Source organism: Mesorhizobium sp. M1396, from assembly GCF_040317725.1.
GTDB lineage: Bacteria > Pseudomonadota > Alphaproteobacteria > Rhizobiales > Rhizobiaceae > Mesorhizobium.
This window is the reverse complement of record NZ_JAMYLA010000046.1, coordinates 31327-52919: the sequence shown is the minus strand read 5'-3', so window position 1 is coordinate 52919 and position 21593 is coordinate 31327. Positions and strand designations below refer to the sequence as shown.

The following is a 21593-nucleotide window of genomic DNA, read 5'->3' as shown; positions in this document are numbered from 1 at the left end:
CCAGGCGCGGCTATTGAAACAGAGGTGGGCATTCGAAGGGAAAACGTCAGCTCCTGTGCCCCTATTTCGGCAACTATCAAACTTGATCCGACGCTTAACGAAACGGGCGGGGTTTGTCCGACTTGCAGAGTATTGTCGTTAGCTCCCATCCCGCCACGGAACGTTAGCAGCATCGGAGGCAGGTGCTCAAACTTGCAGGAGACCACAGTCGGTTCTCCCGCCGCAAGCGCAACCATCGGAAAGGGCAGGCACAAAGCCACAGCCAGTCCAATTAGTCTCGCTGTCATCGTCGCCATTCCTAGCATAAGGTTTCGCACGCCTGCCCGTCGCCATCCCGGTCGAGCTTGCCGCCCCACGGACAATTACTGAGATACCATTGAGCCTCGTCGCACGAGCTGATTTGCGAGCATTTCCGCCGCGGCTGGCATGAGTAGCTTTGCGCTACCTGTTGACGGCTGATGGTGCCGAGCGGTTGGCTCACCGCCGGTTGGGCATTGAAGCGGATGCGCTGTCCGTGGATTTCGATCGTGTCGCCGTCGATGACGGATGCCACGCCGGCAATCGTCGCCAAGCCCGCGCTGGTCCAGTTCGGCAGATGGAACTCAGGTATGCGGTCGCTGTGTTGCATGGCCGTTTGCGCAGCCAGAGCGCCAGCCGCGGCCACCGTCACCAAGATCAGGCGCCTTTGCACCACGCCAAGTGGCCTCCGGCGAGGCGATCGCATTCTACGCAGCATTGCTAGTTCGCCTCATGTCCGGTGCGGCCGCCCGGTTTCGCTTCGGCGGCACGTTCACCGCAAGCCCGGCCTAGGCTGTCAACCCCATTGCGCAGATCGCATGGATGATTGCCAGAGTCCCCGCCGCCACCTTGGTTCGCACCTTGGCCTGGCGGTGTCAGCGGGATTCCGCGAAAGGCCTGGATGACTCCAGCTGTTCGCTGGCCGTCGCCCTCGATATGCGTGTTCTGACTGTTCGGGTTGAACGGGTCGACTGTCTGGGCGAGGCTATTGGCGCGATTGGCGTCGCCGGCAGAGAGCGTCACGCTGTCGTAGTGATTGAGATAATCCGCTGCGCAGCCGCTCAATGCTAGAACGATGCCAAGGCAGATCGCCAGGTTCCACTGCATGGCCCCTAGACCGGCGCCGGGTTTATGCCGGCGGCTCTCAGTTGCGCACCAAGCTTCGCTCGAGTCCCACACGCGGCCTTGTCGCCGGCGACGCACTTGTTATTCGCGTCTGACCAGTCCAGCAGCGCCGTATTGATCCAGCTGCCAGGTGCGCGCTGGATCCCATAGGGTGTCGGTGGCGCGCCACCAGCAACGGCTGGAGCTGCCGTGGCACTCTGGCCATGCGGGGCACGCTTCCACCCGCTTAGGATGAGGCAGTTCTTCATATACTGGTCTTCGGCAGCCAAGTTGCCGAGGGCATTGCCGATTCCGGCCCCCGCAACAAAGCCCGGGGACCCGATAGCAATATAGCCTTGGTCAACCGACCCCTTATGCATTTCGCATTGAGCGTGGGCGACGTCGAAACTAGGCCCGTAGCCTATTTGCATGTAGTCAGCTTGATTGCTTGTTTGGCAGCCGCCCAGCGCTGCCGTGGCACCGAGTGCCACAAATGCTTTTATTCTCATCCCCCAGCCCTCCCAAGGCCGAGTTAGCATCTCCTAAAGTTGAATTTGGTGCAAGAGTGATGAACAAATCTGGTAAATTCTGCCAAATTCCACCTGCTGGCAGTTCGTAGACTTCCCTATTCCGACGGATATACCCCGTTATTTTATCCATCATTCCGTAGGAATGAAGATGCGAAACAGCGAATTGGCGCAACGGCTATGCAAGGGCTGGACCCCATGGGCAAAGGGTCCAGGCGACCACGATATTGAGAAAATATGATGGGCGGCCCGCGTGCTGCATTTTCCGAAGCTGAACTTTTCGACTTGGTTCGAGGGCTCGGAAGTCGTCGGCACCTGGCATTGGGGATTCGTCAGGAGCGGCATGCTTCCCCCTCTGACCCGATCGTGCATCTCTTACGGGATGTAGAGCTACGGATTCCGGCTGACGTCCGCGACATGCGCCCGCAGAGCAGAGTGAACCTCTAACATGGAAGGTGGAGGTTTTTGTCCTCCTTGGGCGATCAACGCTGGAATTTCGGCGGGGGGCGCTCGACCAAGGATGCCGAGACCGAGATTACGCCTTTTGAAGGCGTGCAGAATTGACAGAAAGGGCAGTTTCAGGTCATGCGGCCGGCAGCATTCGCCATAGCGCCGATTTGATCCGCAGCTGCAAAGCTCGGCCTCCTTAAACTGAGTTAGCCGATAATAGGGATCAGATTGGCCCAGTTCATCAGGCATCGCATACTGGCGTCCCGGCCACCGATCAAACACCACCAAATGAAGGTGACGAAGCGCCCATACGCTATAAAGGTCGAGCAACGTGCACAAATCACCACCTGGCGACCAAGCTTTGTCGAGCATGGGGTGATAAGCGCAGACCGAGCCGTCAGGGAAATTGGTATGTCGCGGGCCGATCCATTCGACCTGCCCATCTTGCTCCCAGAACGCCCATCCACGCGGCTCGACCGCTGGTGTTTCTGGTAAGGCAATAAGGAATATGGCTTCTCGCGCTAAACCATCTATGACTTGGCTGCGAGCGAGAAGCCATACTCCATGGTCATCGGGGAGGAGAGTTGCTCCGGGGTATGCCCGTTGCACATTCTCTAGCTGCCCGGCGTAGTTGCCGGCGAGGCCGACGATCCGTGATCCGGCACGGGGCGCCCGTGATCGATCGGACGACCTTTGCCGTCTGGTGGACCCTTGCCGTGATCGGGCTGCGGGTCCTCCCGCTCCTTGCTGTTGCTCATTACTTTTCTCCTGGACAGTCGGTGATGTGGGCTGTGGGCCGAGAATTACGATTCCCCGGTCCCTTACCCCCACGGGCTGGCGCGCGTCCAAACCGTCGCCAATCCGCTGCAACTCAGCCCGCGCATCGTTGGTCAACAACACTTCCATTTTGCTTGCCGATGTGCGAGTCTGTGTCACCAGCACAGGATGCATTCTGGAGCGGAGTGTGTCAAGGTGTGCTGATCGCACAATGGTGAACATGAACGAATTCGAAGAAAAGCTCGTCGGGGCGGTCCGCGAGAAGCGGGAACGCGAAGGTCTTAGTATAAGGGCATTATCGGGGATTGTGGGGATCAGCTTCTCCACGCTGGCCCGCATCGAGCGGGGCGACGGATCGCCCGACAACAATTCCAAAATTAGGCTGCTCGAGTGGCTCGGCCCTGATGCCGATGAACACGAGCTTGGCTTTGATCGGGTGGCATTCGTCCACTTCCGCGCTGGCAAAAACGCGTCCTCCGGGACTGTGCAAACCCTACTGCACGCAGCCGTGTGTCTTCGTCAGCACTACACTAAGGGTGATATATCAGAACCGAGCAGCGCGCCGATAGATGCTGAAGTTATCGCCATGTCTAAGGAGGAGCTAGAGCAGACGGCCGAAGATTTCCGAAAAGAGTTAGGGTTGAAGAAAAGCGATCCGCTGGATCCATTTTATTTGGTTGTTGATTCTGTTACGGTAGAACGATTGCGGGAATCCACCTGTATTTCCGGAAAGGCAAAAAACACGCTTGTTGGACCGTCGCGCGGCGAGTGGTCCGCTATGAGCGTTCCCTTGAATTCCGATCAGGATAGCTGGGTTGTCTTTTTAAACGACTACCATACCGTTGAGAGACAAAGAGTGACGCTACTTGAGGAGTATTGGCATATTCTTGCCGGGCACAAGCTAACCAAGATAGCTAAGATTGCTGGCTGCTTCGGTCGAACATATGATAGCGCTGAAGAGCACGACGCTTATTTCTTGGCATCGGCAACTTTGCTTCCACGAGACGCGATCAAGCGTATGGTCTCGGATGGCAAAAGTGCCCCCGAGATCGCATCCTTCTTCGGGACCTCACCGGAACTTGTTGAATATCGAATAAAGCGGCTCGGCTTATGGCGCGATCATATTGGAAAGAAAGTGAGTCTCGCCAAACCCTAACGATGCCACCCGTCGACCGCCAGCGGCGCGTGGTTCAACAAGGTTCCGATTCGCAGTTACGCTTAGGCAGTGCAAAGCCGGTCGGGAAATGTCGACCCTACTACAAACTTCAAAATAGCGCCTTCTAGCTCCCCTGACCTTTCGATGCCGTCAAAGAAGGAGACCGGCGAGCGCGTCATCCCCCTCGGCAACGAGCCATTTCTGCCGGAATGGCTGCTTGTCCGCCTCCAAAGCGAATCTCACCGCCTCCTCCACCCTCTCATGTGCATCATCTGCAATCGCCCAGAGTGTCGGGTTGAGAGCGTGTCTTTGCCTAGCATCCTCCAACAAGAGATCGACCATGCGCGGCAAGTCGGCAATAGTGGCGGCTCTGATAATAGCAGGCATATCGTTCCCACGTCGCAATGCGGATTACGCCAATCCTGTTGGCGGCGCCACGGCACCGAGCACCAAGAGACTCAAAGCTGCCTTAGCTGCTCTCGCAAATGAACTCCCGCTCGGCTGTGGAACTATCGGCCCGTATCAGGAAGAATCGCTCCTCGGCGATGACATGTTCGCCGTCGGGCAAATGAAGCACAAATTCTCGCTCTCACACCTGGGGCGCGACGCGATCCACAAGGATTCCGGTTTCCTCGCGCAGTTCGCGGATTGCGGCCTGTTCGAACGTCTCCCCCATGCTGCAAGCCTCCACCGGGCGTCGCCCAGTAGCTCTGCCCCGCGAGCGCGCCTTTAGATTGTGCTTACTCGAGAGAGACTTGCCCTCCGCGACCGAAGGCGGCATCTTCGCTGACCATGGGAGACGGTGCAGCCAAAAAGCCGAAGGTATATGGATCGGGAATGACGCCGTTCGGCGTCTTTCTTTTCGCCCAAACGTATCGGGCGAACGCTGATGCTCTTGCCTTGGTCTCCCCCCAAATTCGGCCGAGCATTTCCGATCATCCTCGCAGATTCCTCTACTTTCAAGCGTTAGAGCACTACCTGCGAAGCTTCCTCCTTCTCCAAGGAAAAACACCGGCTGACATCCGGGGCTATCAGCATCATTTCTTGGACATGCTGGACGAAGGAAGACACCTCGGGTTGGAGATGCCGAGCGAGGTAGAAGACTTCATCCGCTCGCGCACGGTCGCGAACGAATACACGCAGATCCGATACGACTACAAGCTTGACAAGGACGGGCCGCGTAGGACTGCGCGAACCATGGAGCGATTGCGGCTGGTGGTTTGGGAGATAGAGAAAGCCGTCGGTCTGGCTATCCGGAAGACGGGCATCGAGGCTGTGTATGGTGAACGACCATCGGCAAGTCCACTAAACGGATCGTTTGCCAAAGCATGAGGAGACCATTTCGGCTTCGGCACTGGCAACTCCCGCAGACCCACGGCGGCGCCAGGTTTTGTACGGCTGCCCGACCAGGTCGAACAGGGAACGAGGCGTCGGCCTCGGCAAAAGTGTCCGATCAGCAGATTATCGATTGGCTTCACGGCTTGCCTCTAGCATGCCGGGTCATTATTTCGGTGCTTGGCACAAAGCCCAAAGGTCATATGAGTGAATGGTCGTTCTACTCGTTCGACAAAAAGGGCTTCAGCTTCCAAAACTGGTTAGATGAGAATGCACCTGGGTACATCGTCTTAGAGCGACCAACATTCGATTTTACCCCCGTACCGGTCGAGATCTGCCAACAGATATTGAGCGACGTCCAGAAGTGCGAGTCTAACTTTGGCTACATTCCAGTGATCATGGATTCGGGTGGGGTGGGCAGGACTGGTCAGGTGTGCCGGTGGATGAAAGCTGTGGAACGAAGCGACAGCTAACCCTGGCTTCATAGCCTAGGTTTGTAGCGCTCTTGACTGCCTGACCGCGCCGGATAAATTCCATGCCGTGCCTTGAGAGAAGCGGCCCTGGGCATCTTGGCTAAGCCGCGTGATAACCGACGATGGGGGAGCCCTTACGTCGTAGACAACGAGCAGCACGGCTGCCCAACAAAACTCCTTGAACACATCAACTGGCCCGCTGACCTGCTCACGCAGTCGGCGGCCGAACGAACACGTTTGGAGATGGAGTCATGCGGATACAGAGTGGCTATTGGTGGGCGATTAGCATTCGGCAGGAGGATGATCGGCCCGAGATCATCGACGTAGGTTCTTATTCCTTTGGCCAAATGGCCAATCGTGTTGGGGATGCCGATCCATTCGACTTGATAGAATTCGAGCTACTGCAATGGCTTGATGCCAGCCTCTGGCCAACGGAGGGCGCCGTCGATCCATCGACAGTTCGCGAAGGCTATTGGTGGGCGCTTGACCCGGCAGAGAACGCATATCAGATCGTCTTGGTGGGCAAAGATAGAGCAGTTCGAACCTTCAATGGCGATTTCGATAGCTGTCTGGACGAGTTCGAATTTCTGATGCCTCTGGATCTCATCCCCACGGCTCGCTCCGATCGCTAGGGCCTGTCGCCGTCACGTTGGCTGCTTGCGCGTCACCCCGAACCTTGGTCATGTCGCCTCCTGATCCGTTACGCGATAGGCTCCATGGCCAACCTTGATGAGTAGGCGCTCGTTACACATCCGAATGAGATAGCAACGAGCTGAACGGTGCGCGGACAGAGGCAATTCTGCCGATGCGGCTATCTGAACCCCTTGATATCAGCGCATCAACTCGGTTGAAGCAAAACGAGATCTAATCGCATTAACTCACCGCGAATGGTCCGTTAGCAGACTATTTCAACAACAGCGCTGTATTGGCGGTAGCCCTCTCCCGACTCGAACCCCCGAATAAGCGGTTCGATCATGCTTGCATCACTGTATGTCCAGGGCCGTCAACTTCCTTCATGAGCGCGCGAAATTCAGCTGGAGGCGCAAGGCAGAAAGTTCGAAAAGCTTCCAGGAACCCCAGCGCGCGCGCCGCCGGAACCTGGCCGAGAATGATGGCGGAGCCGGCAGCAACGAAATTGATGGCGACGCCGGAGACAATCTGGCCGCCCCAATGGGTGATCGAGGCGAAACTGTGCACCAGCGCGAACAATGACGGCGGTGAACCGCGGCCGCCCAGGCGCCGCAACCGCCAGGCAGGCGAGCAGCAACGGCCCGGAGAACACCAGTTGCTCGGCGGCGATGGTGCGGGTCGCATCCCGCACCGCCATCATGACGGCGCCCGCCGAAGTGAGCATGGCGAGTAATCGGACAGCAGGCACAGCATTCAATCCCCGAAGGCGTCAGTCTACGTTCGTAAGAGACATATGGCGCGGCGCGAGCGCTGCGGCTGTACGACAGACGAAAGCGGTTCTCAATCCGAGGCGATGCCGTTCTTGATCCGTGTGAGGCGGCTTTCGCCTTCCTCCGGGCCGAAGCAGCTTTCGACATCATTGCATTCCCGGCAACTGGGCGCGCTGCACAGCGAAAAACCTTCGGCCTCGCAGAGCTTGCGGTAGAAGTATTTCTTCCATTTCATGTTTTGGGTATTGCCGGCCGCCAGCGTCGGAAAATGCGAGGCGAGCAGGCGGCCGAGCTCGGTCCGATTAAAAAGGCCAAGCTCCTGCCAGAGGTGGTCATTGCGCATGGCACGCCGGGCGATGATCCTGGCGAAGCGGGCGCTCGCCTTGTCCCCCGGACGGGCATGCGCCAACAGCAGTCCATGCAGCAGTTCTTCCTCCAGATCCGGCTCGGGCTCGCTCACCTCTTTCAAGGCAAACGCGTTGATAGGAATAGCAGGAAAACAGCGGGACAGGACATCGCGCAGCTCGGCGCGCGAAAGTCCGGTTGCCTCCGTCACAGTCGCCTCGCCGGCCTCGATCTCCTCGAGCGCACGTGAAAGCACACAGGCAAGCACATGCTGGTCCAGCTCGATCTGCGGCGATTGGCCGGTGCTGAGCCGGGCATAATGTTGAGCAAATATGGTGCGTTCTCCTGGTTTGTCCCTATCAATTCATGCAGAGACCCGGCCTGCCGCAACATGGGTCGGGCAGTTCATCGGTGTGGCACTCCGGGTCGCCTCGCGTCGAATAGTTCGGCAATTCTCGTCTGGTCCATCGGCTCTGACGCAAATTGTGTGATTGGAAGAGGTGTTCGCGAACCCCTGCCCTGCCGTTTGCGCCTCACCGGGAACACTGGCGACGGAAATGCCCCCGCAGAGTTGGACGTGGACCGTGCAGGACAAACGTCGCGTGCTGAGTGCGGCCACATGGCCGGCGCCATGCCGCCAGACTCACGGTTGAATGACGTCTGATTCAGAGCGTCGGAGTGAGTTCCAGCGCACGTTCAGGACAGGATCGCACGCCTCGTGATGCAGGCAGTTCCTCCCCTTCCGCAACTTCAATGTCACCAGGCAGGATGTAACCGTCATTATCAAGCTTGAAGATGTCCGGCGCTTGCGCCGCGCATCGCGCGTGACCCTGGCATTTGGCATTTTGGACGATGATGCGCATGGCGCTGCCTCCATTGTCGGTGCCCCGGCTCGGGGCGGGCCTAGGACCAGTCTAGGATCAAATTCTCGATCCCGAACACATGGCCGCCAGAGGTTATCGGTGCCGTACCCTGCTTGATCCTGAAAGCCGGGATGCGCGCCAGCCACTCCTCCAGGCCAATGACAATCTCCCGCCGGGCAAGGTGTGAGCCAAGGCAACGGTGGGGACCATAACCAAAGGCGGCGTGGCGGTTGTCCTCCCGCTCCAAATCGATCGTGTTGGGGCATTCGAATTCCGCCGGGTCACGATTGGCAATCATGGTGGCGCAGGAAACATAGTCCCCCTTCCGGATCGGCGCGCCTTCGAAGTCGATATCCTTCGTGGCCACGCGGATCAACTGAATGGGCGGATAGGCCCGCAGCAATTCTTCGGTTGCGAGCGGGATGCGGTCCGGTTCGCTCCGCAGCAATTGCTGATCTTTGAGGTTGCGTGCGAGGTAGGCCAAGTCAAAGCCTATAGCTGCTGCGACTGTGTCGAGCCCAGCGACGAAGACAAGCACGCCGATGCCGCGGACTTGGGTGTCCGTCAGCCGGCGGCCCTCGACCTGTGCCTGCACGATAAAGGTCATGAAATCGTCAACCGCCTCCTGGCGGCGCATGGCTGCAAGTTCGTCGATGAATGCCACGATTGTCCGGGCAGCCACAGGTCGTTCCTTATCGTCGCCGTGGAGCAGATCTTTTCCCCAGCCGACGAATGTATCGAGTCGGTCATCAGGCAACCCCAGAAAGCGAAGAAAGGTGCTCACCGCGAAAGGAAAGGCAAAATCCTTCATCACGTCGCAGCTTGTGCCCGACGCGGCGATCCTTTTGATCAGCTCGACCGCCCGTTCGCGGACCTCCGGTTCCAAAGCCAACACCCGCTTTGGCGAAAGCAGCGGATTGAGCAGTGAGCGAAAGACGCCATGGGCCGGTGGATCGAGCTCAAGCGGGATCGTCGGCCAGTTTTCACCCAGTATGGAGGAGAAGATGCTGCGATGGCTGGAAAAAGTCTCTGCGTCCTGCAGCACCTTCCGCTGGTCCGCGGCACGGGTGATGACCCAGGTACCCCGGCCATCTTGCGTGTTGTAGCGGGAGTAAAAGATCGGAGGCCCGTCATGTACGCAAGCGACAGCTGCGTGTGGATCCCCGTTGAGTGTTGGTGGCATCCCTGGCGACGTAAACAGGCTGAAATCCCTCACCATTTCGGGCGGGACATGATCTGGAACGGGGTTGGTTGCCATTTTGCTTTCTCTACATTGGCGTTCATGGCTCGATCGAGATTGCACCGCTGGGTGCGTCTCGTGTCGGGCGCCTTCGAGATTCTGTCGCCCGATCAGCCCACTGCCAGTGCGGATGAGATCGGTTGCGAAGTCAATCAAAAGGCATCTCCGCTGCGCTGCGGTCATGAAGCAAAGCCGCCGCTTATCCCCGATAGGGTTGAGAGGTGGTCAATCACCGCTGAGCTCCGTGACGCACTGCTGACGCCCCGCTGACCAAATTATCGAAGCAAGTCGCGTGCCGGATAGGCCTACCCCTAGCCTGCGCCAAGCGACGCCAGCCAGCACTGGGCCCGCCGCCACTAAGTTGATGATCACCTGTCCACCATTCTCAGGACAGCGTCCGACAACCGACATCCACGGTCGGTTTCGAGTCCGCGACATCGGCCTGTTCGGCCTGGCTGCTGCTGCACTGCCTTCCGGTGACGGGCGAGAAGATCGCTCGCACGGCCTGGATTGAGTAACGACGCAATCCAGCGCACGGTTCGGGTGCGGTCCGATAAGACCCGGCGGCGCTTCCGCTTCGGTTCGGCGCTGATGGCATATGCGTTGTTGTAGCCGCTGCAAGGATTTCCGTCAGACGGCGATGCAGTCGTGCGCACCGGTCCGGACGACGACGAGCCTGCCTTTATCGACGCGGTCAATTCCGGCGCGCACACCTAACCGTGCGTATGCGCTACGACGGCAAGCACTATCGCACGTGGACCTAAATTTCCTCGCGAGCCGCTGTCGGAACGTGGTGCCGAGTCCTATAGCGGCCGGTTCAATCCGAGGGCCTGTCGGCACACTCTATACATCCCTGTCGCCCGGACCGGGAATGCGTGGCAGACTCTCGGCCAGAAACCGCCAGTCGCTGCGCTCGCGTTCGCCTTCCTTGCGCGTGCCGAAGAACTGGATGATCATCTTGCCGTCGGCGCCATAGGCTTCAATGGACGTGACGTGACCGTCCCTCGTCGGCTTGCGCACGGCCCAGACCTCGCGGATGTGATGGGTCCTCAGATGCAGATGGAAAGTCTCGTCGAGCACATTGATCCGCGGCCCGATCTGCTTGACCGACTTGATCGGGCCGGAATGGATCTGGATGCAACCACGATTGCCGACAAAGCACATGATAGGCATCTCGTCTTCGGCCGCCTGTTGGAACAGGGCGCCAACGGCATCATTGTCGAGCAGCCAAGCGTAATCTTCGTCGGCCATACGCATTGCCTGGCAGCGGCTGAGCTTCAGTGTCTTCAACATATGGTAGAACTGATGCACGTCGCTCAGCCGGCTCCAGTGCTCGCGTAGGTCGTCGGCCGTGGCGGCTTGGTCTGGACTCACTGCGTTATCGCGCGCACCGCCCGCTTCGACCGATATGATCGGCTCCTGGTCGTAGGATACGAGCTCTGCCGTCAGATCCTGATAGGCGTGCAGGTTCGAGGCGGGCCTGAGATGTACTTTGTGCATCGCCTCGCCGGCGGCATCAAAGAATTGCAGGCTGCGGCGGATCTCGGCTCCCTCGCGCTTCTCGAAGGCGAAGCCATACGCCCACGCTTTCGGGAAGATGCGCAGGTCGATGTCGTCGCCGAGCACCATGGCATGCTGGTTGCCGGTGACCACTTTGTCGTAGACGCCGATCTTTTGGTGCACGGCACTTTCGTTGCTGGTGACTGCCATCACCTCGCCGACCGCTTCGAGGCCGGTCAGCAGATCATCAACGCGCGGCTCGATGCGCACCGCGCCGTGACCACAATGCGCCGCGACCAATTCGGCTTCCGAAATGCCCAATCGAGCTGCGAGATCATGCTCCCGGATTTTCTGATTGTCTTTGCACGCCCGCCGGATTTCGTCGGGCGACGGTTTCTCGCGTTGGTCCATGTCTTACCCCTGCTTCCACCTACGTGTGAGGATCAGCTGCCCTGCCCGGGAATCTTCAGCCGATAAGGCGCGCCGAAATGCTCGATCCTGATCTGCTGCTGGCCCATGAACAAAGTGTCGCTGGACAGCGTGCACACGGCGTCGCACCCGCGCGAAAACCGGCGAGCAGGCACATGCCGGATGGCATCCCGTTGAGCCGGTCGGCGGCTACTGGGCGGTGGTGAGCGAGTGTGGGTGTTGTCGCAATCGGCCAAGCGGGCATTCGGATGCCACGGGCGGCGCTGCTTTGCCAAACAAGGCGTATCTGACCCGGTCCTGACATGTTGCTCCCTTGCTTCGCCCCATCCATCGCGAGGGCACCCACGGCAGGATTGTGGATCGGCATGCTCTTTGCCGCCTCGCCAAACGGAGCCTCAAAAACCGTGCCAATTGCGCCGAAGCAAGCTCAGAAGACGTTCTGTATTTGCTGATGTGAGTTCAACCAAGAACTCAGGCCCAACATCCCTCGTGGCGATCCCGACAAACCCGACAGTACGTGTCGGTTGGCCGACAGCTTCGCAGCAATGCACTCACAAGAAGCACGGCAGTGTCAGAGATGCCGCGCTGTGTTGAAACGTTTCTTCGCTTTGGCACGGTGCATGCGACGTGATGCGCAAGCAGGTCCCGGACTGAGGAGAATGGAGCCATGATTACGCTCACCGACAACGCTGTTGCCGCCTTCAAGACTGCTCTTTCCCGCGCCAGCGAGCCGGCGGAAGGCTTTCGCATTATGGTCGAGGCCGGCGGCTGCGCCGGCTTCAAATACTTAATGGGCCTGGAGAGCGTGTCGCGCGAGGGCGACGCGATCACTGGCACAAATGGGATCAAGCTGTTCGTGGACGCGGGCTCCCAACCACATGTCGCCGGCATGACCGTTGACTTCCTCACCGGGCTCGAATCTTCCGGCTTTGTCTTCGATAACCCCAATGCGCGCGAGAAGTGCGGCTGCGGCAAGTCCTTCAGTTAAACGCCCGAAGGCCCTATGCGGCCGTCGGACTCATTTTGCGGCAGAGGAGACTTATATGGCCGGCACGACAGATGTCCCCGTCCTAAAGACCAAGGAAAACGGATCTCGGGACCGCCATTCGCTTCCGGTAAGGTGCAAAGAACGCCGCCTCCCGAAACAGCTCGAGTCCTGGTGTCACCCGAGCTGCTTGCGGACAGATCGCGCTGCTGTGCCAAATTCGGCTCATCGATAACGTTATCGCGTTCGGGCGTCCTTACGGCTGACGGCGGCCACTGCGAACATGTCCATCTCGACGGAGATCCGGTCTGCGTCAAACACTCCGGGCGTCTGCGCGGGCTGCCAGTTCAGGCCCATTATCATCAACGGCATGCGCCAGAGGCTCAACGAGTCGGTCCGCGCCGCGTCATTCTGGTCAACTGAGGATCGCACCTATGAAGCCTGTCTACCTCGACAACAACGCAACCACACGGGTCGATCCTGCGGTCCTGCAAGCGATGTTGCCGTTCTTTAGGGATCAATTCGCCAACCCTTCGTCGGCGCACGCTCTTGGCGCCTCAGTCAGTGCGGCGGTGACAAAGGCGCGGAGGCAGTTGCAAGCGCTGATCGGCGCGGAGTTCGACGATGAGATCACCTTCACCTCGGGTGGGACAGAAAGCGACAATGCAGCGCTTCTTTCAGCGCTCGAGGCGGCGCCCAACCGAACCGAGATCGTTACGTCCGCGGTCGAGCATCCCGCCGTGCTGACGCTTTGCGCGCATCTTGAGAAGACCCGCCGCGTCAAGGTGCACAGGATCCCGGTGGATTGCCGTGGCCGGCTCGACCTCGACGCCTATATGGCCGCCCTCACCCCACAGGTGGCAATCGTTTCCATAATGTGGGCGAACAACGAGACTGGTGTGATCTTCCCCGTGGCCAGGCTTGCCGAGTTGGCCAAGGAAGTGGGCGCCCTATTCCATACCGATGCTGTGCAGGCGGTCGGCAAGCTTCCGATGGACCTGAAGTCGACCGCAATCGACATGCTGTCGCTCTCCGGCCACAAGCTGCACGGGCCGAAAGGGATCGGTGCGCTTTTCGTAAAACGTGGCGTGAACTTCCATTCGCTGATCAAGGGGGGCCACCAAGAACACAACCGGCGTGCTGGCACCGAGAATACGCCCGGCATAGCCGGGCTCGGCACGGCGGCCGAACTCGCATTGAAATTCATGGACGACGAGACCACACGGGTAAAGTCGCTCCGCGATCGTCTGGAGGGCGGGATCCTCCAGCGCATCCCAAGCACCTGTGTCACTGGTGATCCCCTGCAACGGTTGCCCAATACCGCAAACATCTCCTTCGAACATGTCGACAGTGATGGAATTCCACTTCTCCTCAGCCGCATTGGCATCGCGTGTTCCTCTGGCTCGGCCTGCACCTCCGGCTCTCTGGAATCAAGCCATGTCCTAAGCGCGATGAAAACGCCGCACGCGGCAGTCCGCTTCTCCTTGGCGCGGGACAACAGCGAAGAGGATATCGACCGGGTGCTCGAGGTCATGCCGGCAATCGTGGGGAAGCTGCGCAGCTTTTTCGGTTCTGGGCCGGGTAATCCGGTCTATGCGTGAGCGGCAGAAGAACAGGCTACCGGTCATGACCCGTCATGTCTCTCTCAACGATACGACCTTGCGCGATGGCGAGCAGGCGCCGGGCGTCGCCTTTACCACGACGGAAAAGCTGGAGATCGCTGAGTCTCTTGCGGCGGCCGGCGTGACAGAGATCGAGATCGGCACGCCGGTCATGGGCGTCGACGAGATCGAAACAATTCGCGCCGTGGTAGCGCGGCGTCTTCCGGTTCGGCTCATGGCCTGGTGCCGGATGACGTCGCTGGATCTCGATGCAGCGATCGAGAGCGGCGTCCACGCCGTCAATCTATCGCTGCCAGGGTCGGACATCCAACTTGCCGCCAAGCTCGGCCTCGACAAGGCGGGGGCGCTCCAGGTCATCGATCATATGGTCAGGCGCGCCGCCGCCGCCGGCTTCTTTGTCGCGGTGGGCTGCGAGGATGCCTCGCGGGCCAATCGGGATCATCTCGCCCGCGTCATCGAGACGGCTGCACGCGCCGGCGCAAGCCGCGTCAGGCTAGCCGACACGGTCGGTGTTCTCGACCCGTTTTCGACCTTTGAACTTGTCGCCCAGCTCGTGGCGCAGTCTCCAATCGACCTTGAATTTCATGCGCACAACGATCTCGGACTTGCTGGCGCCAACACGCTAGCCGCGATCCGCGCAGGCGCGCGCCATGCCTCCGTCACCGTCCTGGGGCTCGGCGAGCGTGCGGGCAATGCCGCGCTGGAAGAGGTGGCCGCCGCGATGGCGGTCTTCGGCGGCGCAGATACCGGCATCGAGCTGACCGCATTGCCCGGCCTCGCCGCCCAGGTGGCTTGGGCCGCCCGCCGGCAGACCGCGGCCACTAAGCCGGTCGTCGGCGCCGATGTTTTCACCCACGAATCCGGCATTCACGTCGCAGGGCTGCTGAAGGACTCGCGTACTTATCAGGGGCTTGATCCGGCTCTCGTGGGCCGCTGCCGGCGGATCGTCATCGGCAAGCATTCCGGCGCCACTGCGATTGCCCATGTGCTGAGCGAAAGCGGTCGCGATCTCGACCCGGATCTGGCAGCCGCGATGGTGGCCCGCGTCCGGCGCGAGGCGGCCGAGACCAAATCGACGCTCACTGCAACTCAACTGGTCGAGCTCTACGATAAAATGTGCAGCGAGGCGTCCCTCTTCGAGCTGTGCGGGTCCAGGTCAGCCGTGCGCGCGCGCGCAAAGGTCACAGTTTTGCGACCAGGGAGAATGCAATGAGTTGTTCCGCTGACAGCCGCCCCATCGATGTCACAGACATCCTCGCACGACTGAAGCGCCTGTCGGCCGCGGAGGAGTTCTTCTCAGTCCTTGGCGTCTTCTATGACCCCAAGGTGCTGAATGTCTCGCGGCTCCATATAATGAAGCGCGTGGGCCAATACCTTGCCGAAGAAGATTTCTCCGGTCTGCCCGACCAGGTGATTGCCGCGAGGGTGCGCGCGACGCTCGAACGCGCTTACGAGGACTTTGCGATTTCCTCGCCGCTCACGCATCGGGTCTTCAAGGTGCTCAAAGACCACGATCCGAACAAACCTGCCGCGCCGGGTCACACCTTTGTCCCGTTCGACTCGGTACTGAAGCGGTTCGGACGGGAATGAGCGGCGACAAGGGTTGCGACGCGACAATGTCGAGCAGCCGACAAATCCGGTCATCACCACAGCGCCGTCAGAAACAACCAGCCGAAGTTGTAGGAAAGGGGGCAGCGCAAGAGACTTGGCACGAATTATGCGGATCAAGAAGATAACCGCAATGCCCGCACCCGGACAGGAGCCTAGAGAAACCGCCAATGCACATCGTAATCTGCATCAAGCAGGTGCCGGACTCGGCACAGATAAGGGTCCATCCGGTGACGAACACAATCATGCGCCAGGGTGTTCCGACCATCATCAACCCTTACGACCTGTTCGCCCTCGAAGAAGCGCTCAGACTGCGCGATGCCTATGGCGGCGAAGTCACTGTGCTCACCATGGGTCCGCCCATGGCAGAGGACGCGCTGCGCAAGGCGCTCGGCTACGGCGCCGACCGAGCGGTGCTCTTGACCGACCGCTATTTTGCCGGCTCCGACACGCTGGCGACCTCGTTCGCCCTTTCCCAGGCAATCGCGAAGGTCGGCGAGACGTTCGGCACGCCAGACCTCGTCTTCACCGGCAAGCAGACGATCGATGGCGACACCGCCCAGGTCGGGCCCGGCATCGCCAAGCGCCTCGGACTCCTGCAACTGACCTATGTCGCGAAGATCCCCTCTATTGACCTTGCTGCAGGCGAGATCAAGGTCGAGCGCCGCTCCGAAGGCGGCACACAGATGCTGAAGAGCAGGCTGCCTTGTCTCATCACCATGCTGGAAGGCACAAACGAGATCCGCCGGGGCTCGATCCACGACGCCTTGTGCGCCGCGCGCAGCCAGGTCTTGAAATGGAGCGCGGCCGACGCCGGCATTGAGGATCTCACCAAATGCGGCCTGCGCGGCTCACCGACGGTCGTCAAGCGTGTTTTCGCCCCTCCTGCTCGAGCTGAAAAGGCGGCACTAATCGACACCGCCGAGAAGCCCTTGCGCGATGTCGCTGACGAACTCATCACCGCAATCTTCACCCGCCAGCCGGCGCTGGAACATGAGCTCGCCTTCAACGGCGGCGCGTGACGGCAAGGAGCAAAACGATGTCGACCGCGAACCGAGAAACCCCTCGCCCTGCCGCCGGCCGCGCCGGCATAAAGAAGGAGCTGCCCGCCCATTTCAAGGACTACCGGCACGTCTGGGTCTTCATCGAGCTCGAACGCGGCCAGGTCCACCCCGTATCATTCGAGCTGCTCGGCGAAGGCCGCAAATTAGCAGACAAGCTTCAGGTCCAGCTTGCAGGCGTCGTGCTCGGACCGCCGGGAGAGGCCGTCGGGAACGCCGTTGCCGAAGCATTCGCCTATGGTGCTGACCTTGTCTACATCGCCGAGGCGCCCCTGCTCGCCGACTATCGGAACGAGCCTTTCACCAAGGCGATGACGGATCTGGTCGATACCCACAAACCCGAAATCCTTCTTCTCGGTGCCACCACACTCGGCAGGGATCTTGCCGGCTCCGTGGCGACGACCTTGCAGACAGGGCTCACGGCCGACTGCACCGAACTCGATGTGGATACCGACAGTTCGCTCGCCGCCACGCGTCCGACTTTCGGCGGTTCCTTGTTGTGCACGATCTATACGCTCAATTTCCGCCCTCAGATGGCGACAGTGCGGCCAAGGGTCATGCCCATGCCGCAGCGGACGGATAAACCGGTCGGGCGTGTCATCCGGCACAAGCTCTCGCTTGCCGAGGACGAGATCGCTACCAAAGTCCTCGGCTTCCTGCCGGACAATCAGTCGGCAAAGGCAAACCTTGCCTATGCCGACGTCGTGGTTGCGGGAGGCCTTGGTCTTGGCGCGGCGGAGAACCTGCAGCTTGTGAAGAACCTCGCGCGAGCAATCGGCGCCGAGCATGGCTGTTCGCGCCCGTTAGTCCAGAAGAGCTGGATGCCAGCTGATCGGCAGATCGGCCAAACTGGCAAGACCATCCGGCCGAAGCTTTACATAGCAGCCGGGATTTCCGGCGCCGTCCAGCATCGGGTTGGCGTCGAGGGGGCGGATCTCATCGTGGCCATCAACACCGACCCGAACGCGCCGATTTTCGATTTCGCTCACCTCGGAATCGTCACCGACGCGATCCGCTTCCTGCCCGCACTGACGGAAGCCTTCACCCGGCGGCTGTCGCCCCACAGTCGCGATAAGCTTGCAAGCTAAGGGACGGACATGATCGAGGAAAACTTCGACGCCATTGTTGTTGGGGCAGGCATGTCCGGAAACGCAGCTGCTTACACCATGGCCAGCCATGGCCTAAAGGTGCTGCAGTTGGAGCGCGGTGAATATCCGGGCTCCAAGAATGTCCAAGGTGCCATCATGTACGCGAACATGCTGGAGAAGATCATCCCGGATTTCAGGGACGATGCGCCTCTCGAGCGGCATTTGGTTGAACAGCGGCTTTGGGTGATGGACGACACATCCCATACCGGGATTCACTATCGGTCGGACGACTTCAATGAGGCCAAGCCCAACCGATACACAATCATCCGTGCCCAGTTCGACAAATGGTTTTCGCGTAAGGTGCGCGAGGCCGGCGCGACGGTTCTGTGCGAGACGACCGTGACGGAGCTCATCCGTGACGCCAAGGACAGGGTGATTGGCGTGCGCACAGACCGGGCCGGCGGAGCCATCTACGCGGACGTGGTCGTTCTCGCAGAAGGTGTCTGCGGACTGCTTGGCACGCGAGCCGGCCTGCGGCAGATGCCGAAGCCGCAAACCGTGGCGCTCGCCGTTAAGGAAATGCATTTCCTGCCCGAAGAGGTCATTGAGCAGCGGTTCGGCGTCAAGGGCGATGAAGGCTGCGTGATCGAGGCGGTGGGCACGACCTCCCGCAGCATGGCCGGGCTCGGCTTCCTCTACACCAACAAGGAGTCGATCTCACTGGGCATCGGCTGCCTCGTCTCCGATTTTGCCGGGATGGTCGAGAGCCCCTACGTTCTCCTTGATGCCTTAAAGAGCCATCCTTCGATCCGGCCGCTGATCGCCGGCTCGGAAGTGAAAGAATATTCCGCACACCTCATTCCCGAAGGCGGCTACAAGGCTATTCCGCAGCTGTTTGGCGATGGTTGGGTCGTGGTCGGCGATGCCGCGCAACTGAACAACGCCATTCACCGCGAGGGTTCGAACCTCGCCATGACCTCCGGCCGCATCGCGGCTGAGGCAATCATCGAGGTCAACAGCCGCAACGCTCCTATGACCAAACGAAATCTCGCTCTTTACAAAGCCATGCTGGACAAGTCCTTCGTGGTCAAGGACCTAAAGAAATACAAAGATATGCCGGCCTTGCTCCACACCAATTCCTGCAATTACTTCACAACTTATCCGCGGTTGATGTCGCAAGCCGCGCAGAACTTCATGCGTGTCGACGGCACTCCGAAGATCGAGAAGGAAAAGGCGACCACGGCGGCCTTCATCAAGGCGCGCTCGCGTTGGGGGCTGGTCAGCGACGCGGTCCGCCTTGCATTGGCGTGGCGCTGAAGGGAGACGAAATGACGATCGCAGTGACAAAGTCACGTGTCGAGGACAAGCTTTACCAGAACCGCTACTTGGTGGATTCCGGCCGTCCGCATATCAAAGTGCGACCGCACGAGAGGCCAAGCGCGAACTTGCTCGCGCTTACCCACGTCTGCCCGGCGAAATGTTATGAGCTGAACGACAAAGGTCAAGTGGAGATCACTGCTGACGGCTGCATGGAGTGCGGCACCTGCCGGATTTTGTGTGAGACCAGTGGCGAGATCGAGTGGAACTATCCACGCGGCGGTTTCGGAGTCCTCTTCAAATTCGGATGACCGACGCACGCACGTATTAAGAGGGTTGATCTTGATACAGTTTAGGTCTCGCCCAACGCCAAGTCTATTTTCTTTGCTTCGATCGTCGCTTTGACGAAGAGAAGCTCGTGAATACTGTGCTTTCAGAATTCAGATAAAAAAGGAGGAGCACTCTGGACGACAACCCCTGAGGTGTTTCCATGACCCACGGACCGCAAGATCGGGTCGACGAGGTTGGACCTCGGGGGACCCGCCCTGAACCGCCCATCAAAAGCATGCCCCAATCAGATATCGCGCTCAGAGGACTCTACGAGATATCGAAGGTGCTGACCGCCCCCAGCGAGCTGGAGATTACGCTCGCCAATGTCGTGAACGTCCTGCCTTCATTTCTGCAGATGCGTCACGGAGCAATCGTCGTCCTGGACGCTGAAGGAGAGCTGGAGATTGCCGCGACTGCCGGCAATACCCACGTACGTCAATCAGGCACTCGCCGCGTCATACCACAGGCCGTAACAGATCAAATCGTCGCTACGGGGACGCCGCTCTTCATACCGGACGTGCGCAAGTCCCAACTATTTCAGGCTGACCTTCAAACGTCTTCGAGCATCGGAACCATCCCAATTGCCTTTATCGGTATCCCGCTAAAGGCTGATCATGATATCCTTGGGACATTGTCGATCGACCGCGCCGGAGACGGCGCCACCGACTTTCGCGACGACGAGGACATTTATTTCCTGACGATGGTCGCCAACCTTGTCGGCCGGACCATCCGCCTCCATCGCGCCCTGAGTACAGATCGTCAGCGGTGTGGCCATGAGCAATCGGGACCGGAGAAATCGCCCAACGAGGGGAGGACCTACGACCCTGCCCGGCATGCGGATGCCAAAATCGACGGGATCATCGGGGAAAGCCCCGCACTCAAGCAGGTGCTCGAAACCGTCTCGGTCGTAGCAGGGACCAATTCCACCGTGCTTCTGCGGGGTGAAAGCGGCACCGGCAAGGAATTCTTTGCGCAGGCCATCCATAAGCTCTCACGTCGGAGGAAGAAGTCTTTCGTCAAATTGAACTGCGCCGCACTGTCTGAAAGCGTTCTGGAGTCAGAACTGTTTGGGCATGAAAAGGGCGCTTTCACGGGTGCTATCTCCCAGCGCGCCGGTCGTTTTGAATTGGCAAATGAGGGAACGCTGCTACTTGATGAAATCGGCGAGATTTCGCCGGCCTTTCAAGCCAAGCTGTTGCGTGTCTTGCAGGAAGGCGAGTTGGAGCGAGTCGGCGGCACCAAAACGCTACAGGTCGACGTGCGCCTCATATGCGCCACCAACAAGGACCTCGAGACGGCCGTCATAAAAGGGGAGTTCAGGGCCGACCTTTATTACCGCATCAATGTCGTGCCAATTATCCTGCCTCCGCTCAGAGAGCGACCCGGCGATATTCCACGCCTTGCGAACGCCTTTCTCAACCGGTTCAACAAGGAGAACGATCGCGCACTCGCCTTCGCGCCGCCGGCGCTTGACCTGATCTCGCAATGTTACTTCCCTGGTAACGTCCGCGAGCTGGAGAACTGCGTCCAAAGGACGGCCACACTTGCGCGTTCAATCACGATCACGCCATCCGATTTCGCCTGTAAGAAGGGCCAGTGCCTTTCCTGGCTCCTCTGGAAGCGAGCCGACCGCTCGAATGGCGGCAATGCCATCGACGATCTCGCACGGGTCAACGCAGTGCCGGTCGGATTGCGGCTGCCGGCCAGTTGCATCGGTGCCTCCGCAGGCAAGATATCTCCCTTTACGGCCGGCGATCCGAACGATCCCACTTGTCCCCCGCGTCTGGCGGAACGCGACCGGGTGATCGACGCGATGGACAAGGCCGGTTGGGTTCAGGCCAGGGCGGCTCGTATCCTCGGCCTCACGCCGCGGCAAGTCGGCTACGCCCTGCGCCGGCATGGTATCGTGGTGAAGAAATTCTAGACGTCGTGATGACGTCAACCGTAAGCAGCCCGGAGTGGTCT

General features: G+C 59.7%; 21 protein-coding genes and 1 pseudogene. 12 read left to right on the top strand and 10 right to left on the bottom strand.

Features of this window, described 5'->3' with window-relative positions:
- Nucleotides 1-298: 298 nt before the first annotated feature.
- From NKH02_RS25595 to NKH02_RS25585, 3 genes are all read right to left on the bottom strand, one after another.
- Nucleotides 299-670: an excalibur calcium-binding domain-containing protein gene (locus NKH02_RS25595; RefSeq protein ID WP_352882476.1), complete on the bottom strand. Its 372-nt coding sequence runs from the start codon at nucleotides 668-670 to the stop codon at nucleotides 299-301.
- Nucleotides 671-738: 68 nt separating this feature from the next.
- On the bottom strand, nucleotides 739-1125 hold the full coding sequence (locus NKH02_RS25590) for a hypothetical protein (protein WP_352882461.1): 387 nt from the start codon (nucleotides 1123-1125) through the stop codon (nucleotides 739-741).
- Nucleotides 1126-2713: 1588 nt separating this feature from the next.
- Nucleotides 2714-2857: a hypothetical protein gene (locus NKH02_RS25585; RefSeq protein ID WP_155930622.1), complete on the bottom strand. Its 144-nt coding sequence runs from the start codon at nucleotides 2855-2857 to the stop codon at nucleotides 2714-2716.
- Between the two features lie 239 nt (nucleotides 2858-3096).
- Between NKH02_RS25585 and NKH02_RS25580 the strand changes: the two genes are divergently transcribed.
- The gene (locus tag NKH02_RS25580) at nucleotides 3097-4032 is read left to right on the top strand and encodes an ImmA/IrrE family metallo-endopeptidase (protein ID WP_352581802.1); all 936 of its coding nucleotides are present in this window, start codon (nucleotides 3097-3099) and stop codon (nucleotides 4030-4032) included.
- 589 nt (nucleotides 4033-4621) lie between these two features.
- Here the strand turns inward: NKH02_RS25580 and NKH02_RS25575 are convergent.
- Nucleotides 4622-4708 carry an NUDIX domain-containing protein gene (locus tag NKH02_RS25575; RefSeq protein ID WP_245266724.1) on the bottom strand — a complete coding sequence of 29 codons (87 nt, stop codon included), beginning with the start codon at nucleotides 4706-4708 and terminating at the stop codon, nucleotides 4622-4624.
- A gap of 161 nt (nucleotides 4709-4869) precedes the next feature.
- Here NKH02_RS25575 and NKH02_RS25570 point away from each other — a divergent pair, with 161 nt between their 5' ends.
- Nucleotides 4870-5364, top strand: coding sequence for a hypothetical protein (locus NKH02_RS25570; protein WP_031213832.1), 495 nt, complete (start codon nucleotides 4870-4872; stop codon nucleotides 5362-5364).
- A 727-nt stretch (nucleotides 5365-6091) separates the two neighbouring features.
- On the top strand, nucleotides 6092-6472 hold the full coding sequence (locus tag NKH02_RS25565) for a hypothetical protein (protein WP_352882458.1): 381 nt from the start codon (nucleotides 6092-6094) through the stop codon (nucleotides 6470-6472).
- Between the two features lie 385 nt (nucleotides 6473-6857).
- Here the strand turns inward: NKH02_RS25565 and NKH02_RS34575 are convergent.
- The 6 genes and pseudogenes from NKH02_RS34575 to hemP all read right to left on the bottom strand — a co-directional run.
- Nucleotides 6858-7046 (bottom strand): annotated as a pseudogene (locus NKH02_RS34575) (ABC transporter permease); the annotation flags it as partial.
- A 264-nt stretch (nucleotides 7047-7310) separates the two neighbouring features.
- On the bottom strand, nucleotides 7311-7919 hold the full coding sequence (locus NKH02_RS25555; protein WP_352882474.1) for a nitrogen fixation protein NifQ: 609 nt from the start codon (nucleotides 7917-7919) through the stop codon (nucleotides 7311-7313).
- A gap of 331 nt (nucleotides 7920-8250) precedes the next feature.
- A complete protein-coding gene (locus tag NKH02_RS25550) occupies nucleotides 8251-8448 on the bottom strand; it encodes a ferredoxin (RefSeq protein ID WP_352882455.1) in 198 nt (65 codons plus the stop codon).
- 40 nt (nucleotides 8449-8488) lie between these two features.
- Nucleotides 8489-9706, bottom strand: a complete 1218-nt coding sequence (locus NKH02_RS25545; protein ID WP_352882472.1) for a cytochrome P450 — start codon at nucleotides 9704-9706, stop codon at nucleotides 8489-8491.
- Nucleotides 9707-10531: 825 nt separating this feature from the next.
- Nucleotides 10532-11599, bottom strand: coding sequence for a hemin-degrading factor (locus tag NKH02_RS25540; protein WP_352882453.1), 1068 nt, complete (start codon nucleotides 11597-11599; stop codon nucleotides 10532-10534).
- Nucleotides 11600-11631: 32 nt separating this feature from the next.
- A complete protein-coding gene (gene hemP / locus NKH02_RS25535; RefSeq protein WP_352601191.1) occupies nucleotides 11632-11736 on the bottom strand; it encodes a hemin uptake protein HemP in 105 nt (34 codons plus the stop codon).
- A gap of 548 nt (nucleotides 11737-12284) precedes the next feature.
- Here hemP and NKH02_RS25530 point away from each other — a divergent pair.
- From NKH02_RS25530 to nifA, 9 genes are all read left to right on the top strand, one after another.
- Nucleotides 12285-12605: a HesB/IscA family protein gene (locus NKH02_RS25530; protein ID WP_023766895.1), complete on the top strand. Its 321-nt coding sequence runs from the start codon at nucleotides 12285-12287 to the stop codon at nucleotides 12603-12605.
- Between the two features lie 431 nt (nucleotides 12606-13036).
- Complete coding sequence (gene nifS / locus NKH02_RS25525; RefSeq protein WP_352882451.1) at nucleotides 13037-14203, top strand: cysteine desulfurase NifS; 1167 nt, start codon at nucleotides 13037-13039, stop codon at nucleotides 14201-14203.
- Nucleotides 14204-14228: 25 nt separating this feature from the next.
- Nucleotides 14229-15437 (top strand): homocitrate synthase, encoded by a 1209-nt coding sequence (gene nifV, locus NKH02_RS25520; RefSeq protein ID WP_352882448.1) that lies wholly within the window; start codon nucleotides 14229-14231, stop codon nucleotides 15435-15437.
- Nucleotides 15434-15814: a nitrogenase stabilizing/protective protein NifW gene (gene nifW, locus NKH02_RS25515; RefSeq protein ID WP_352882445.1), complete on the top strand. Its 381-nt coding sequence runs from the start codon at nucleotides 15434-15436 to the stop codon at nucleotides 15812-15814. The genes nifV and nifW overlap by 4 nt, the downstream gene beginning before the upstream one ends.
- 188 nt (nucleotides 15815-16002) lie before the next feature.
- A complete protein-coding gene (locus NKH02_RS25510; RefSeq protein WP_352882443.1) occupies nucleotides 16003-16854 on the top strand; it encodes an electron transfer flavoprotein subunit beta/FixA family protein in 852 nt (283 codons plus the stop codon).
- Nucleotides 16855-16871: 17 nt separating this feature from the next.
- Nucleotides 16872-17981 (top strand): electron transfer flavoprotein subunit alpha/FixB family protein, encoded by a 1110-nt coding sequence (locus NKH02_RS25505; protein WP_023766900.1) that lies wholly within the window; start codon nucleotides 16872-16874, stop codon nucleotides 17979-17981.
- Between the two features lie 9 nt (nucleotides 17982-17990).
- On the top strand, nucleotides 17991-19298 hold the full coding sequence (locus NKH02_RS25500) for an FAD-binding protein (RefSeq protein WP_352882441.1): 1308 nt from the start codon (nucleotides 17991-17993) through the stop codon (nucleotides 19296-19298).
- A gap of 11 nt (nucleotides 19299-19309) precedes the next feature.
- Entirely contained in the window at nucleotides 19310-19609 is a 300-nt protein-coding gene (locus NKH02_RS25495) for a ferredoxin family protein (protein ID WP_023678245.1), read from the top strand.
- Between the two features lie 179 nt (nucleotides 19610-19788).
- Nucleotides 19789-21552: a nif-specific transcriptional activator NifA gene (gene nifA, locus NKH02_RS25490; protein ID WP_502913860.1), complete on the top strand. Its 1764-nt coding sequence runs from the start codon at nucleotides 19789-19791 to the stop codon at nucleotides 21550-21552.
- Nucleotides 21553-21593 lie beyond the last annotated feature (41 nt).